Below are 14,995 nucleotides of genomic sequence, written 5' to 3' on the forward strand. Positions count from 1 at the left end.
GGTTCAACCCGGCGGTCGTCCTCGGCTATTCCGGCGCCGCCATTCCGTTTCGGCATGACGGGGTGCCGAACGGGTCTTGGACACCCGCGCCGAACTGCCAAAGACTCATTCCATGGGCAGATACGACGGCAAGACGGCAGTGATCACCGGCGGAAGCAGCGGCCTCGGGCTGGCCGCGGCCCGGCATCTGGTGGACGAGGGCGCGCGCGTTCTGGTCACGGGACGAACCCAGGCGACGCTGGACGACGCGGTGGCTCAGCTGGGCGGCCGCGCCGTCGCCGTGCGCAGCGACACCAGCTCGCTGACGGAGATCGACGCGCTGGCCGAGCGGGTGCGCGCCGAGTTCGGCACGGTCGACGCCCTGGTCGTCAACGCGGGCATCGGCAGCTTCGACCCCTTCGACGCGGTGACCGAGCAGACCTTCGACGACGTGTTCGCGATCAACGCCAAGGGCCCGTTCTTCACGGTGCAGAAGCTCGCGCCGCTGATGGCCGAGGGCAGTGGCGTGGTGCTGACGACCTCCACGGCGAACCAAACGGGCTGGGACGCGCTCAGCGTGTACTCGGCGAGCAAGGCCGCGCTGCGCTCGATGGCCCGCACGCTAAGCCGGGAGTTGCTGCCGCGGGGCATCCGGGTGAACGCCGTCAGCCCCGGCTCGATCGACACCGGCAAGTTGGAGAAGGAGGTGCCGGAGCGGGCCGCCGAGCTCAAGGCCGCGTTCACGGCGAGCAACCCGATGCAGCGCTTCGGCCAGCCGAGCGAGTTCGCACCGGCGGTGGCGTTCCTGGCCTTCGACGCGACGTTCGTCGCGGGCATCGAACTGGTCGTCGACGGTGGCGACTCGCAGCTCTAACCAGCTGTCCAAGAAAGGAATTCACATGTCGAACTACGACGGCAAGCGCGTCGTCATCACCGGTGGCACCAGCGGGATCGGCCTCGCCACCGCCAAGGCATTGGACGCGGGCGGGGCCCGGGTTCTGGTGACCGGCCGGACCCCCGCGTCGTTGGCGGCCGCCGCGGCCGCCCTCGGGCCGCGGGCACTCGTGGACCGCCGCGACGTGGCCGACGTCGACGGGCTTGCCGATCGGGCGGCCGCCGAGTTCGGCGGTGTCGACCTGCTGGTGCTCAACGCCGGCGCGACGGCGGGCGCCACGGTCGAGGACACCACCGGTGACCAGTACGACGACTTGTTCGCCGTCAACACCAGAGCGCCGTTCTTCACCGTGCAGCGCTTCGTTCCGCTGATGCCTCCCGGCAGCGCGGTGGTGTTGACGACGTCGATCGCCAACCGCAAGGGCATCGCGACGACGAGCGTCTACTCCGCGACCAAGGCAGCCCTGCGATCGATGACGCGCACGTTCGCCGCGGAGCTGGTCGACCGCGGGATCCGGGTCAACGCCGTCTCCCCCGGCCCAGTCGACACCGGCATCCTCGAGCGGTCCATGCCCGCCGAGGCGGCACGCGAATTTATCGCTGCGCAACGGGCCGTGAACCCGATGCGGCGTCTCGGGGAGCCCGAGGAGGTGGCGAAGGCCATCGTCTTCCTGGCCTTCGACGCCACGTACACCACGGGTGCGGAGTTGACAGTCGACGGCGGTGCGTCCCAGCTCTGAGGCGCTGGGTTACATCACCGAGCCGCGCGCGGTGCTGCGCAGCACCTGCGGCGCGATCCGCGACGTGCCGTAGAGCAGGTAGGCCTCCGGCGCGACCGGACGGATCGCCTTGTTCTTGGCGACCGACGACAGGATGGCCTTGGCGACCTTGTCGGGGCCGTAGCGCCGCGCGGCGAACATCGCCTCGATCTGCTTGCGACGCCCGGCGACCTGACCGCCGCGTCCCGCGGGTGCGTCGAACCGGGTGGTGTTGACGATGTTGGTGTCGATGACGCCGGGGCAGATGGTCGTCAGGCCCACGCCTGCGGCGTCGAGTTCGGCGCGCAGACAGTCGGAGAACATGTACACCGCCGCCTTGGACGTGCAGTACGCGTTCATCGCCTGCAGCGGTGCGTAGGCGGCCATCGACGACACGTTGACGACGTGGCCACCGGTGCCGCGCTCGACGAGCCGCTTGGCGAAGGCTCGGCAGCCGTTGACCACGCCGCCGAGGTTGACCTCCAGCACGCGGTCCCACTGCTCGGCCGGGGTGTCCAGGAACGAGCCGGCGTGGCCGATGCCCGCGTTGTTCACCACGACGTCGGGGACCCCGTGCGCGGCGCAGATCCGCTCGGCGAAGTCGTCGACGGCCGCGGCGTCGGAGACGTCCAGCACGTAGTGGTGGGCGACGCCGCCTCGCGCGATGACCATCGCCGCCGTCTCGGCGACACTGGCCTCGTCGACGTCGCTGACGACGACCTCGGCGCCCTGTTCGGCGAACGCCAGCGCGGTCTCCCTGCCGATGCCGCTTCCCGCGCCGGTCACCGACACCAGGGAATCGCCGAAGGTGCTGCGCGCCCTGCCGACCTCGGCGCGCAACAGGGCGCGGGCGGCGGTGCCGCCGCCGAGGTGGTCGACGAACTCGGCGACCGCGTCGGCCACCGTCCGGGGGTGTGACAGCTGCACCCAGTGGCCCGCCACGACGTCACGGCGCCACAGCCGTGACGCCCAGGCCGCGGCGTCGTCGTACACGTAGTGCCGCACGAACGGGTCACCGGTGGCGACGACGAGCTGGACGGGCACGTCGACGCGGCCCTCCGCACGGTCGACGGCCGGCGACCCGAAGTAGTTGGCCCGGTACACCTTCATGCTGTTGACGGCGTCGTCGACGAGGTCGGCGGAGTGATGGATTTGGTTTGCGGGGACACGGTCCTTGGCCAGGATGCGGTCGAGCAGTCCGGCGCGGAACGCCACCCGGACGGCGGCCGGCGCCAGCACCGGGATCGAGTTGGCTGCCATGTAGGTCAGCCGTAGGAACTGGGCGAGACCGCGGGTGAACTGCCGCGGCGAGTACGGGCGCCGGAGTCGGGTCGAGACGAAGCGGTCGACGTGTTCGGCGCTTGGGCCCGAGATCGAGGTGAACGAGGCGACGCGGCGAGCGGCCGCCGACCGGGACAGGTACTCCCAGATGCCGACCGAGCCCCAGTCGTGGGCCAGTACGTGAACGGGTTCGGCCGGGCTCAGCGCGCCGACGACGGCGTCGAAGTCGTCGGCGTAGCGCGCCATGGCGTGCGCCGAATGATGCTTGGGCACATCCGATTTCCCGACGCCACGGTTGTCGTAGCGGATGACGCGGTAGCGCTCCTCGAGCAGTTCGACCACGCCGTTCCACACCACGTGCGAGTCGGGCCAGCCGTGCACCATGACGATCGTCGGCCCGTCGGGGTTGCCCTGTTCGTAGACCGCGATGCGCACGCCGTCGGCACTGGCGACGGTCGTGTGCGTCACGTCAGTCATCTTCGAGTTCCCGTCTGAGTTCGCGCTTGCGTTCGATGCGTCGGCGCGCGTCGAAGTCACGCATGCGCTGTGGGTAGCCGACCTTCTGGACGTCGTAGACCGGGATGTCGAGTTTGTCGGAGAGCTGGCGGGCACCCTTGTCGCCGCCGGCGCGGCGCCGGGTCCATTCGCCGTCGGCGGCCACGAGGACCACCGTCACCTCGGTGACGGTGGTCTTGGGTTCGACGAAGGCCTCCACGCCGTGGTGTTCGGCGACCCACTGCTTCAGGTACTTGAGGTCGGCCGCGGGGTCTCGACGGTCGGAGCCGCCCTTGGAGCCGCGTCGACGGAACGAATCGAACAGTCCCAACTGGACCTCAACTCCCTTCGATCGTCCTTTCAATGGTGCCAGAGGAGCAACTCGGCCGGTCTGCGACGACCGGCGGGCCCGGACGTGACAGGATGGGCAGCGAGCATTTTCGACCGTTACGAGCGACCGTTCGAGGAGTCACATCACATGGCCATCACCGTCCAGATGCCCGCACTTGGTGAGAGCGTCACCGAGGGGACCGTCACGAGATGGCTGAAGCAAGAAGGCGACACCGTCGAGGTCGACGAGCCCTTGCTGGAAGTGTCCACCGACAAGGTCGACACCGAGATCCCGTCGCCCGCCGCAGGCGTGCTGACCAAGATCATCGCCAACGAGGACGACACCGTCGAGGTCGGCGGCGACCTCGGCACGATCGGTGACGCCGACGAGGGCGACGGCGGCGAGAGCGCTCCCGCGGCCGAGGAGAAGTCCGAGCCGGAGCCCGAGCCCGAGCCAGAACCGGAGCCAGAGCCCGAAGCCAAGGAAGAGCCGGCCGCCGCGCCGAGCAGCGGCGGAGGCAAGTCCACCTCGGTCGTGATGCCCGAACTGGGTGAGTCCGTCACCGAGGGCACCGTCACTCGCTGGCTGAAGAGCGTCGGCGACACCGTCGAGGTCGACGATCCGCTGGTCGAGGTCTCCACCGACAAGGTCGACACCGAGATCCCGTCACCGGTCGCAGGCACCCTGCTGTCGATCACCGCGGACGAAGACGACACCGTCGCGGTCGGCGGCGAACTGGCCAAGATCGGCGATGCCGACGCCGCGCCGAAGGCCCAGGAGTCCAAGCCGGACCCCAAGCCCGAACCAGAGCCGGAGCCGGAACCAGAGCCCGCGCCGAAGGCCGAAGAGCCCAAGCCGGAACCGAAGCCCGAGCCGAAGCCCGAACCCAAGCCGGAACCGAAGCCGCAGCCCAAGGCCGCACCCGCAGCCGAGGCACCCGTGTCCGACGGCAGCCCGTACGTGACGCCCTTGGTCCGCAAGCTGGCGAACGACAACGGCGTCGACCTGACCTCGGTCAAGGGCACCGGCGTCGGCGGCCGCATCCGCAAGCAGGACGTGCTGGCCGCGGCTGAGGCCGCAAAGGCGCCGGCAGCCGCGGAGCCCGCGCCGGCCGCAGCCCAAGCCCCGGCGGCCAAGGCACCTGCCGCCGCCGCACCGGAGCTGTCGCACCTTCGCGGCACCACGCAGAAGGCCAACCGCATCCGGCAGATCACCGCCAAGAAGACGCGTGAATCGCTGCAGACGACGGCGCAGTTGACGCAGACGCACGAGGTCGACCTGACCAAGATCGTGGCGCTGCGGGCCCGCGCGAAGGCGACGTTCAAGGAGCGCGAGGGCGTCAACCTCACGTACCTGCCGTTCTTCGCGATCGCGGTGATCGACGCCCTCAAGGCGCATCCGAACGTCAACGCCAGCTACAACGAGGACTCCAAGGAGATCACCTACTACGACGCCGAGCACCTGGGCTTCGCGGTCGACACCGAACAGGGTCTGCTCTCCCCCGTCGTCAAGAACGCGGGCGATCTGTCCCTCGGCGGCATTGCACGGGCGATCGCCGACATCGCGGCACGCGCGCGCTCGGGCAACCTGAAGCCCGACGAGCTGTCCGGCGGCACGTTCACGATCACCAACATCGGTAGTCAGGGCGCGCTGTTCGACACGCCGATCCTGGTTCCGCCGCAGGCGGCGATGCTGGGTACCGGTGCCATCGTCAAGCGTCCGCGCGTCGTGGTCGACGAGAACGGCAACGAGTCGATCGGTGTTCGGTCGGTCTGCTACCTGCCGCTGACCTACGACCACCGCCTCGTCGACGGCGCCGACGCCGGCCGATTCCTGACGACGGTCAAACGGCGTCTCGAAGAGGGAGCGTTCGAGGCCGACCTCGGACTGTAGGCCTCGTGCGAAATGCCGTCATCGCGATTGCGGGTTCCTCGGGTCTGATCGGTTCGGCGCTGACGTCGGCTCTTCGGGCCGCCGATCATCGAGTGCTGCGGCTGGTGCGACGAGCACCGGCCACTGCCGACGAGATCTTCTGGAACCCGGACACCGGTGAGTTCGACGCGAGTGCGTTGCGCGGCGTGGATGCCGTCGTCAACATGTGCGGCGTCGGCGTCGCCGCCAAGCGGTGGTCGGGCGCGTTCAAGCAGAGCCTGCGCGACAGCCGGATCGGCCCGACCGAGGTGTTGTCGCGGGCGGTCGTCGAATCCGGTGTCCCGGTGTTGGTCAACTCGAGCGCCGTCGGCTACTACGGCGACACGCGTGACCACGTCGTCGACGAATCGGGGCCGGCGGGTCACGGTTTCCTCGCGGGTCTCTGCCGGGACTGGGAGGCGGCGACCGAGACGGCGTCCGCCGCGGGCGTGCGGGTGGTGCTGATGCGCACCGGCCTGGTGCTGTCACCCTCGGGCGGCATGCTGGCGCGCCTCAAGCCGCTCTTCGGGCTCGGCCTCGGAGCGCGGCTGGGCAACGGTCGGCAGTACATGCCCTGGATCAGCCTGGAAGACGAGGTGCGGGCGCTGGCGTTCGCCATCGAACGCGACGACGTCGCCGGGCCCGTCAACGGCACCGGACCCGCGCCGGTCACCAACGCCGAGTTCACCGCCGCACTTGGGCGGGCGCTCAACCGGCCGACGCCCATGCTGGTCCCCGGGTTCGCCCTGCGCGCCGTCCTCGGTGAGTTCGCCGAGGAGGGGCTTCTCGGCGGGCAGCGCGCGATCCCCGCCGCGCTCGAGCGGGTCGGCTTCGAGTTTCGCCATCACACCATCGGCGAGGCGATGGCCTACGTCACCGCGCCCAAGGGATCCTGACGCGCGTACCGTTCACGACATGGGCGCAGCATCGGTCCGGTCGGCGGACACCGACATCGTCGTGCGACGACTGGGTTCGGTCGACTATCTCGATGCATGGCAGATGCAGCGCGAGTTGGCCGACGCCCGGGTGGCGGGTGGCCCCGACACCCTGCTGCTGCTCGAGCATCCCCCGGTCTACACGGCCGGCAGGCGGACCGAACCCCACGAACGGCCGGTGGCCTCCGACGTCCCCGTCGTCGACACCGACCGTGGTGGGAAGATCACCTGGCACGGTCCCGGTCAGTTGGTCGGCTACCCGATCATCGGCCTGGCGCAGCCACTGGACGTGGTGAAGTTCGTCCGCCGGCTGGAGGATTCGCTGATCGCGGTGTGCGCGAGCTTCGGGCTCGCGACGAGTCGCGTCGAGGGCCGGTCGGGTGTCTGGGTTCCCGGCGACGACCGCCGACCGGCGCGCAAGGTCGCGGCCATCGGCATCAGAGTGGCGCGTGCGACCACCCTGCACGGCTTCTCGGTCAACTGTGATTCCGACCTCTCCGCGTTCACCTCGATCGTGCCGTGCGGCATCTCCGATGCAGGTGTCACGTCCCTGACGGCCGAACTCGGCCGCCGGATCACCGTCGACGAGGTCGCCGACGTCGTCGCCGTGGCGGTGCCCGACTCCCTCGACGGCCGACCAGCGCTAGCATTGTCGAAGTGACCGTCGAACCGTCCGAGATCTCCCAGCTGCCCGTTTCCTCGACTGGCCGCAAGCTGCTGCGCCTCGAGGTGCGCAACGCCGAGACTCCCATCGAGCGCAAGCCGCCGTGGATCAAGACCAAGCTGAAGATGGGTCCCGAGTACAAGGAACTCAAGGCCCTGGTCAAGCGTGAGGGCTTGCACACCGTGTGCGAAGAGGCCGGCTGCCCCAACATCTACGAGTGCTGGGAAGACCGCGAGGCGACGTTCCTCATCGGCGGCGAGCAGTGCACGCGGCGATGCGACTTCTGCCAGATCGACACCGGCAAACCGTCGGAGTTGGACCGCGACGAGCCCCGCCGCGTCGCCGAGAGCGTCCAGGCGATGGGCCTTCGGTACTCGACCGTCACCGGCGTGGCGCGCGACGACCTGCCAGACGGCGGGGCGTGGCTGTACGCCGAGACGGTGCGTCAGATCAAGGCACTCAACCCGAACACCGGCGTCGAACTGCTGATCCCGGACTTCAACGCGATCCCCGAGCAGCTCGAGACGGTGTTCGAGACGCGGCCAGAGGTGTTGGCGCACAACGTCGAAACCGTCCCACGCATCTTCAAGCGCATCCGCCCGGCGTTCCGGTACGACCGCAGTCTCTCGGTGATCACGTCCGCGCGTGACTACGGCCTGGTCACCAAGAGCAACCTGATCCTCGGCATGGGCGAGACCCCCGAGGAGGTGCGGACGGCGTTGGTCGACCTGCACGAGGCGGGCTGCGACATCATCACGATCACCCAGTATCTGAGGCCGACGGCTCGGCATCATCCGGTGGAGCGGTGGGTCAAGCCCGAGGAGTTCGTCGAGCACGGCAAGTTCGCCGAGGAGCTGGGTTTCCCCGGCGTTCTGGCCGGTCCGTTGGTGCGATCGTCCTACCGGGCGGGCAAGTTGTACGCGCAAGCGGCGCAACTGCGGGCGAATAACGCACCACCCGTATCCTGATCCGATGGCGAAGACCCGCAAGCCCGTTGTCGACAAGGCCGCCAAGGCCGAGGCGAAGGCTGCCCGCAAGGCCGCATCCAAGGAGCGCCGCAGTCAGCTTTGGCAGGCGTTCCAGATTCAGCGCAAGGAGGACACCCGACTCCTGCCGTACATGATCGGCGCGTTCGTGCTGATCGTGGCGATCGCGGTGGTCATCGGCGTCGTCGTCGGCAACGTGTTCACCTACGTAACGCTGATTCCGCTTGGCGTGGTGCTCGGCCTCCTGGTGGCGTTCATCATCTTCGGGCGCCGTGCGCAGAAGTCGGTGTACCGCAAGGCCGAGGGGCAGACCGGCGCGGCCGCCTGGGCCTTGGACAACCTGCGCGGCAAGTGGCGCGTCACCCCCGGTGTCGCGGCGACGGGACACTTCGACGCGGTGCACCGCGTGATCGGCCGGCCTGGCGTGATCTTCGTCGGCGAAGGATCGGCGACGCGCGTCAAGCCGCTGCTGGCGCAGGAGAAGAAGAAGACCGCCCGGCTCATCGGTGACATCCCGATCTACGACTTCGTCGTCGGCAACGGCGAGGGCGAGGTGCCGCTGTCCAAGCTGGAGCGCCACCTCACCAAGCTGCCGGCCAACATCACGGCCAAGCAGATGGACTCGTTGGAGTCGCGACTGGCGGCGCTGGGTTCCCGGATGGGACCGGCCGCCATGCCGAAGGGTCCCTTGCCTCCTGGCGCGAAGATGCGCGGCGTGCAACGCACCGTGCGCCGCAAGTAGCGCAAATCCGCCCCGTCGCGTGGGTCAGCAGCTAATGTTCCCACTGCGCCTCTCCATCTGAGTAGGCATCAAATGGCCTAGCGGCCAAAGACTTTGACGCCTTGGGGGGCTTCGATGTGTACTGCATGCCAATGGGCGCCACACTTCGCGTCGTTCGGCGCCGCCCGGGCAACCCGACGGACGGTGCTCACCGTGGCGGCCATGGCCGCGGCCACGACGGCGATGACGGCGTGCTCGCCGAGCCGGGAATCCGCCTCGCCGAGCAGCGCGCCGAGTGCCGGCAAGCCCGCGGACTTCGTCTTCCGCAACGGCCCGATCTACACCGTCGCCGGTGTCGAGCCGTGGGCCAAGGCCCTCGCGGTCACGGGCAACACCATCACCCACGTCGGCGACGAGGCAGGGGCGATGGCCCAGGTCGGCGAGGGAACCCGGGTGGTCGACCTCGACGGCCGGTTGCTGATGCCTGGCTTCGTCGAGGCCCACATCCACCCGTTCATGGGTGCCTTCCTGACCTCCGGGCTCGACCTGCAGCTGCCAACGGGTGCCGACGCGCTCGCCGCGATCGAGGCGTACGCCAAGGCGAACCCCGACGGGCCGATCCGTGGATTCGGCTGGCGCGTGGACATGTTCGGCCCGGAGGGGCCTACCAAGGGGGATCTGGATCGCATCATCCCCGACCGTCCCGCGTTCTTCTTCGCCATCGACGGCCACAGCCTGTGGGTCAACTCGAAGGCACTCCAGATCGCCGGGGTCGACCGCAACACCCCCGATCCGATCCCGGGCTTCAGCTACTACGCCCGCGACACGAAGGGCGATCCGACCGGGTACGTGCTCGAGGTCGTCGCCGAGCTGCAGATCGTCAATGCCGTCGAACCGATCTCCCCCGAGACGATGGCGAAGCTGCTGGCGTCATGGACGCCGAAGGCCGCCCAGGCTGGCATCACCTCGGTCTTCGACGCCGGGGTGCCGCCGATCGGCGAGGACCAGGCGGCGATCCTCGAGCTCTACGTCGACGCCGAGAATCGCGGCGAACTCCCGTTCCGCGTCGTGGCGTCCTACGCCGTCAAGGGACCGCCGGTCGACGACGCGGTGGCCAAGATGACCGAGGTGCGCAATCGCGTCAACACCGAGCTGGTGCAGGCCACGGTGGTCAAGATCGTCGGGGACGGCACGCAGGGTGGCTACACGGCCTGGTTGTTGGAGCCCTACGCCGACAAGCCCGACACCACCGGTGGTTCGCCGTTCACCGAGGAGCAGTGGCACCGCATGATTCGCGACGTCGACGCCGCGGGCTTCGACCTCCACGTGCATGCCTGTGGCGAGCACACGGCGCGGGTGGCACTGGACGCCATCGCCGAGGCGATCAAGGCCAACCCACCGCGCGAGCGTAGACACGCCATCGCCCACCTCGTCTACGTCGAGGATTCGGACAACCCACGGTTCGGTGAGCTCGGCGTCATCGCGCAGTTCTCGGCGAACTGGCTGTCGGCAGATCCGGACACCGTGACCAACATGGGTTCGCGCTACGGCGCGCCCCGCAAGGACCTGCTCTACCGACCGCAGGAGGTACTCAAGTCGGGTGGACGCATCTCGTTTGGCACCGATTGGCCTGCCGCGGGCTACTTCTCGACGTACAAGCCGTTGGACTCGATCCAGATCGGCGTGACCCGGCAACTCATCGGAAAGCCGGATGCGCCGGTACTGGAGCCCGCCGACCAGCGGCTGTCGGTAGCCGAGGCGGTGCACGCCAACACCCTCGGGGCAGCTCATCAGATCCGGCTCGACGACAAGGTCGGATCACTCGAGACCGGCAAGCTGGCCGACCTCATCGTGCTGGACCAGAACATCCTGACCGCCGAGCCGCACGACATTCACCGGGCGAAGGTCACGATGACGATGATGAACGGGCAGATCCGCCACGAGGTCTAGCGCCTGACGATGGCGGTCCCCGTCAACCGGTCCTGGAAGCCGCGACCGTCGCCGTCGGTGAACAGGGCCGGGATCACCAGCGCGACGAGCAGCACGCGGACGGTCGCGCGGCCGATGCCGACGTGCTGGCGGTGGTCGACCGAGACCACCTGAAGGCCCAGCGCCAGTTGGCCGGGGGTGAAGCTGAACAGCCGTACCGACACGGCGCCGAGCACCAGCCAGATGACCTCGAGGACCAGCGCGCGGTGATCGGCCAGGGTGCCGGTGCCGTCGACCGAACCCGCCAGCGACGCCAGTCCCATCGCGATCAGCCAGTCGAGGGTGACGGCCAGCACCCGTCGACCGGTGCCGACCAGGGAACCCGGTCCAGACTGGGGCAGGCCAAGACGTTGGCCGGCGAAGTCGTTGGGTCCCTGGCTGGCGTCGCCAGCTTCGGACGGTGGCGGGCCGGAGAGCCAGGAACCGAAGGTGCGCGCCATGAAACCAGCATAGGGTGGGCCTCCGGCACCACCACTGCGTAACGTCGGCGCAACATGCCTTTGACCGCCGCGCAATATGGTGTCCTTAGCGTCGAACGGCGGATCACCAGTCAAAGGAGAATTCTCAGTGCCAGAAAAGACTGCAGACGACATCTTCAAGCTGATCAAGGACGAGAACGTCGAGTACGTCGACATTCGCTTCTGCGATCTGCCGGGCGTCGTCCAGCACTTCTCGATCCCCGCGTCGGCGTTCGACGCCAGCGTGTTCGAGGACGGTTTGGCGTTCGACGGCTCGTCGGTGCGCGGATTCCAGTCCATCCACGAGTCCGACATGATGCTTCTGCCGGATCCCAACACTGCGCGCATCGATCCGTTCCGCGCCGCCAAGACGCTCAACCTCAGCTTCTTCGTGCACGACCCGTTCACCCGCGAGGCCTACTCGCGTGACCCGCGCAACGTGGCCCGCAAGGCCGAAAACTACCTCGCCAGCACGGGCATCGCCGACACCTGCTTCTTCGGTGCCGAGGCCGAGTTCTACATCTTCGACTCGGTGACCTTCGACTCGAAGATCAACGGCACCTCCTACGAGGTCGACTCCGAGTCGGGCTGGTGGAACACCGGCGAGCCGTTCGAAGCCGACGGCAGCCCCAACCTGGGCTACAAGGTCCGACCCAAGGGTGGGTACTTCCCCGTCGCGCCGTATGACCACTACGTCGACCTGCGCGACGAGATGGCCACCAACCTGCAGAACGCCGGGTTCATCCTGGAGCGCGGCCACCACGAGGTCGGCACCGCAGGCCAGGCCGAGATCAACTACAAGTTCGACACCCTGCTGGCTGCCGCCGACGACGTGCTGCTGTTCAAGTACATCATCAAGAACACGGCGTGGAAGAACGGCAAGACCGTCACCTTCATGCCCAAGCCGCTGTTCGGTGACAACGGTTCCGGCATGCACGCCCACCAGTCGCTGTGGAAGGACGGCAAGCCGTTGTTCCACGACGAGTCGGGCTACGCGGGCCTGTCGGATCTGGCGCGTCACTACATCGGCGGGATCCTGCACCACGCGCCGTCGCTGCTGGCGTTCACCAACCCCACGGTGAACTCCTACAAGCGTCTGGTGCCCGGTTACGAGGCTCCGATCAACCTGGTCTACAGCCAGCGCAACCGCTCGGCGTGCGTCCGCATCCCGATCACGGGCAACAACCCGAAGGCCAAGCGCCTCGAATTCCGCTGCCCGGACAGCTCGGGTAACCCGTACCTGGCGTTCGCGGCGATGCTGATGGCAGGCATCGACGGCATCAAGAAGAAGATCGAGCCGTTGGCGCCAGTCGACAAGGACCTCTACGAGCTTCCTCCCGAGGAGGCCGCGAACATTCCTCAGGCCCCGACGTCGCTGTCCGCGGTGATCGACCGTCTCGAGGAAGATCACGACTACCTCACCGAGGGTGGCGTGTTCACCGAGGACCTGATCGAGACGTGGATCTCGTACAAGCGTGAGAACGAGATCATGCCGATCCAGATCCGCCCGCACCCGTACGAGTTCGCGCTGTACTACGACGTGTAATCGTCGAAACGGCGCGTAGGCCGGCAAACGAAGCCGGGCGGAGTTCACTCCGCCCGGCTTCGTCGTGTCGGCGGAGGTACAACTATACGGACCGAAGTCCGGATAGTAGAGTGATCGCCATGCTGACGAACCTTGACGCCAGACTGTCCCCCCACGCCCCCGCCGTACTGAGCATCTTCCGCGTGGTCTTCGCGCTGCTGTTCCTGTGCCACGCCACCTCGCACCTCTTCGGCTGGCCGATGGCCGACCAGCAGGCCCCCGTCGGTCTCTGGCCGTACTGGTACGCCGGTGTCATCGAACTGGTGACCGGTGTCCTCATCGGACTCGGATTGTTCACCCGCATCGCGGCCTTCTTCGCGTCGGGCACCATGGCCTTCGCGTACTTCACCCAGCACCTGCCGATGGGCCCCATTCCGCTGGCCGACGGTGGCGAGGCGGCCGTGCTCTACTGCTTCGCGTTCTTCCTGCTGGTGTTCACCGGTGGCGGCGCGTGGGCCATCGACGCTCGGCGCCGTACCGGCGCAGTGTCCGCCACCCGGACGCGGGGCTGACGTCGAGGCCGATCACCGGTCCAGCTCCAAGTCCTTGCGGAAGCGCTTCATTCCGTCGATCTTCTCCGCCGTCGTGGCCGCCGGGCCCGAGTAGAACATCCACGGCATCGTCAGGATGTGGGTGATCCCGGCGGCTTCGGCACGGTGGTAGTCCGCAATGCTCACCGCGTCGACGAGCGGGGTCAAGATGGTGAAACCCTCCATCCCGAGCCCGTTTTCGGCGCGTAGTTCGCGTAACCGTCGGGCACTCGCGATGGCGCGGTCGGTGGAGATCAGATCGCCGATCCAGCCGTCGTTGCGAGCTGCCCGACGGAGCGCGACGTCGCTCAGTCCCCCGACGTAGATCGGAATGGGCGGCGGCGTTGGCTCCATCTCCAGGCGGGGCGTCTGGTAGAACTCGCCGTCGAATTCGGCCCATCCCGGTTGCCACAGCGCGCGAAGCAGTTCGAGCATCTCGTCGGTGCGCTTGCCTCGACGGTCGAAGCGCTGGCCCATCAACGCGAATTCTTCCTCGCACCACCCGACGCCGATCCCCAGCTCCACCCGACCACCGGCCAGATGCGCGGCCGTCCCAACGGCTTTCGCCACGGAGTACGGGTCACGCATCCCCGGGATGTACACCGTCGTGACGAAGTGCAGCCGTTCGGTGACCAAGGCCAGCGCCCCGATCAGCACCCACGGATCCGGCCAGTCGGTGAACGGCTGCCACCGGCGTTCCCCGTCCTTGGTGTACGGGTAAGGCGTCGCCAGCTTCTCCAGGTTGACGACGTGGTCCGGAATCCCGAAACCGTCGTAGCCCAAATCATCTGCCGCCTTGGCCAATTCGACCACTTCACGGGTCGGCAGGAACGCAGGACTGACGTAGAACTTCACCCGGCCCCCCTCGCCAAGGCCGGATTCGACCACGCGAGGAGTCGTCCGGTGACGACGTCGAACGGTACGTCAGTGCTCACTCGCCAAAGACCCGCCGCACGACCGACTTCGCGCGTCGGGTCACCCGCAGATAGTTGTCGAGGAACTCGCTGCCGTCACTGTTGTCCCACCCGGCCGCGACGGCCACCGCGTTGAGCTGACGGCCCGGCCCCGGGAGCTGATCGGTTGGCTTGCCGCGCACCAAGACCAGCGCGTTGCGTGCCTTCGTCGCGGTCAACCAGGCCTGCCGCAAGACGTCGACGTCGCCCTCGGCGATCAGTTCGGCGGCGCCGATGGCGTTGAGGGTGTCCAGCGTGGACGTGCTGTGCAGCGCCTCGATTTCGTGGCCGTAGCGCAGTTGCAGCAGCTGAACCGTCCACTCGACGTCGGCGAGCCCACCACGGCCCAGTTTGGTGTGCGTGTTCGGGTCGGCGCCGCGGGGCAGGCGTTCGGCGTCGATGCGCGCCTTCACCCGTCGAATCTCTTGCACCGCTTCGGTGGACACCCCGCCGGGTGGATACCGGGTCTTGTCGGCCATCAACAGGAAGCGGTACCCGAGGTCCTCGTCGCCGGCGACGCGATGC

Annotated in this window: 14 protein-coding genes and 1 pseudogene; 10 read left to right on the forward strand and 5 right to left on the reverse strand. The window is 68.1% G+C overall.

The window, feature by feature from the left end:
- Positions 1-112: 112 nt before the first annotated feature.
- Both B1790_RS32085 and B1790_RS32090 read left to right on the forward strand, forming a co-directional pair.
- Positions 113-853: a glucose 1-dehydrogenase gene (locus B1790_RS32085; protein WP_079927334.1), complete on the forward strand. Its 741-nt coding sequence runs from the start codon at positions 113-115 to the stop codon at positions 851-853.
- Between the two features lie 25 nt (positions 854-878).
- Positions 879-1,613 carry an SDR family oxidoreductase gene (locus tag B1790_RS32090; protein ID WP_079927323.1) on the forward strand — a complete coding sequence of 245 codons (735 nt, stop codon included), beginning with the start codon at positions 879-881 and terminating at the stop codon, positions 1,611-1,613.
- Between the two features lie 9 nt (positions 1,614-1,622).
- On the opposite strand, the gene B1790_RS32095 is transcribed toward B1790_RS32090, so the two are convergent.
- Both B1790_RS32095 and B1790_RS32100 read right to left on the reverse strand, forming a co-directional pair.
- Positions 1,623-3,389, reverse strand: coding sequence for an SDR family oxidoreductase (locus tag B1790_RS32095; RefSeq protein WP_079927324.1), 1,767 nt, complete (start codon positions 3,387-3,389; stop codon positions 1,623-1,625).
- Positions 3,382-3,738, reverse strand: a complete 357-nt coding sequence (locus B1790_RS32100) for an oxidoreductase (RefSeq protein WP_079927325.1) — start codon at positions 3,736-3,738, stop codon at positions 3,382-3,384. The genes B1790_RS32095 and B1790_RS32100 overlap by 8 nt, the downstream gene beginning before the upstream one ends.
- Before the next feature lie 147 nt (positions 3,739-3,885).
- Here B1790_RS32100 and sucB point away from each other — a divergent pair, with 147 nt between their 5' ends.
- From sucB to B1790_RS32130, 6 genes are all read left to right on the forward strand, one after another.
- A complete protein-coding gene (gene sucB, locus B1790_RS32105; RefSeq protein ID WP_079927326.1) occupies positions 3,886-5,631 on the forward strand; it encodes a 2-oxoglutarate dehydrogenase, E2 component, dihydrolipoamide succinyltransferase in 1,746 nt (581 codons plus the stop codon).
- A 5-nt stretch (positions 5,632-5,636) separates the two neighbouring features.
- Positions 5,637-6,545, forward strand: coding sequence for a TIGR01777 family oxidoreductase (locus tag B1790_RS32110; RefSeq protein ID WP_079927327.1), 909 nt, complete (start codon positions 5,637-5,639; stop codon positions 6,543-6,545).
- Positions 6,546-6,564: 19 nt separating this feature from the next.
- Entirely contained in the window at positions 6,565-7,245 is a 681-nt protein-coding gene (gene lipB, locus B1790_RS32115; protein ID WP_079927328.1) for a lipoyl(octanoyl) transferase LipB, read from the forward strand.
- The gene (gene lipA / locus B1790_RS32120) at positions 7,242-8,216 is read left to right on the forward strand and encodes a lipoyl synthase (RefSeq protein WP_369832465.1); all 975 of its coding nucleotides are present in this window, start codon (positions 7,242-7,244) and stop codon (positions 8,214-8,216) included. The genes lipB and lipA overlap by 4 nt, the downstream gene beginning before the upstream one ends.
- A 4-nt stretch (positions 8,217-8,220) precedes the next feature.
- Positions 8,221-8,976, forward strand: coding sequence for a DUF4191 domain-containing protein (locus B1790_RS32125; RefSeq protein ID WP_079927329.1), 756 nt, complete (start codon positions 8,221-8,223; stop codon positions 8,974-8,976).
- A 114-nt stretch (positions 8,977-9,090) separates the two neighbouring features.
- Positions 9,091-10,905, forward strand: a complete 1,815-nt coding sequence (locus B1790_RS32130; RefSeq protein WP_198952179.1) for an amidohydrolase — start codon at positions 9,091-9,093, stop codon at positions 10,903-10,905.
- On the opposite strand, the gene B1790_RS32135 is transcribed toward B1790_RS32130, so the two are convergent.
- The gene (locus B1790_RS32135; protein ID WP_079927331.1) at positions 10,902-11,384 is read right to left on the reverse strand and encodes an RDD family protein; all 483 of its coding nucleotides are present in this window, start codon (positions 11,382-11,384) and stop codon (positions 10,902-10,904) included. The two genes, B1790_RS32130 and B1790_RS32135, sit on opposite strands and share 4 nt — an antisense overlap.
- A 127-nt stretch (positions 11,385-11,511) precedes the next feature.
- On the opposite strand from B1790_RS32135, the gene glnA reads away from it, so the two are divergent.
- The gene (glnA, locus tag B1790_RS32140; RefSeq protein WP_079927332.1) at positions 11,512-12,948 is read left to right on the forward strand and encodes a type I glutamate--ammonia ligase; all 1,437 of its coding nucleotides are present in this window, start codon (positions 11,512-11,514) and stop codon (positions 12,946-12,948) included.
- Positions 12,949-13,067: 119 nt separating this feature from the next.
- Positions 13,068-13,499: a DoxX family protein gene (locus B1790_RS32145; RefSeq protein WP_079927336.1), complete on the forward strand. Its 432-nt coding sequence runs from the start codon at positions 13,068-13,070 to the stop codon at positions 13,497-13,499.
- A gap of 12 nt (positions 13,500-13,511) precedes the next feature.
- Here the strand turns inward: B1790_RS32145 and B1790_RS32150 are convergent, their stop codons facing one another.
- Both B1790_RS32150 and B1790_RS32155 read right to left on the reverse strand, forming a co-directional pair.
- Positions 13,512-14,372 (reverse strand): TIGR03619 family F420-dependent LLM class oxidoreductase, encoded by an 861-nt coding sequence (locus tag B1790_RS32150; protein WP_079927337.1) that lies wholly within the window; start codon positions 14,370-14,372, stop codon positions 13,512-13,514.
- Between the two features lie 76 nt (positions 14,373-14,448).
- Positions 14,449-14,995 (reverse strand): annotated as a pseudogene (locus tag B1790_RS32155) (bifunctional [glutamine synthetase] adenylyltransferase/[glutamine synthetase]-adenylyl-L-tyrosine phosphorylase); the annotation flags it as partial.

This window comes from Mycobacterium sp. AT1, assembly GCF_002043095.1.
In the GTDB taxonomy this organism is placed as follows: Bacteria; Actinomycetota; Actinomycetes; order Mycobacteriales; family Mycobacteriaceae; genus Mycobacterium.

Bases quoted from the DNA above. Each gene is read 5' to 3' on its own strand.
- B1790_RS32085 (WP_079927334.1), top strand. From the start codon at position 113: ATGGGCAGATACGACGGCAAGACGGCAGTGATCACCGGCGGAAGCAGC.
- B1790_RS32090 (WP_079927323.1), top strand. From the start codon at position 879: ATGTCGAACTACGACGGCAAGCGCGTCGTCATCACCGGTGGCACCAGC.
- B1790_RS32095 (WP_079927324.1), bottom strand. From the start codon at position 3,389: ATGACTGACGTGACGCACACGACCGTCGCCAGTGCCGACGGCGTGCGC.
- sucB (WP_079927326.1), top strand. From the start codon at position 3,886: ATGGCCATCACCGTCCAGATGCCCGCACTTGGTGAGAGCGTCACCGAG.
- lipB (WP_079927328.1), top strand. From the start codon at position 6,565: ATGGGCGCAGCATCGGTCCGGTCGGCGGACACCGACATCGTCGTGCGA.
- B1790_RS32125 (WP_079927329.1), top strand. From the start codon at position 8,221: ATGGCGAAGACCCGCAAGCCCGTTGTCGACAAGGCCGCCAAGGCCGAG.
- B1790_RS32130 (WP_198952179.1), top strand. From the start codon at position 9,091: ATGTGTACTGCATGCCAATGGGCGCCACACTTCGCGTCGTTCGGCGCC.
- B1790_RS32135 (WP_079927331.1), bottom strand. From the start codon at position 11,384: ATGGCGCGCACCTTCGGTTCCTGGCTCTCCGGCCCGCCACCGTCCGAA.
- B1790_RS32145 (WP_079927336.1), top strand. From the start codon at position 13,068: ATGCTGACGAACCTTGACGCCAGACTGTCCCCCCACGCCCCCGCCGTA.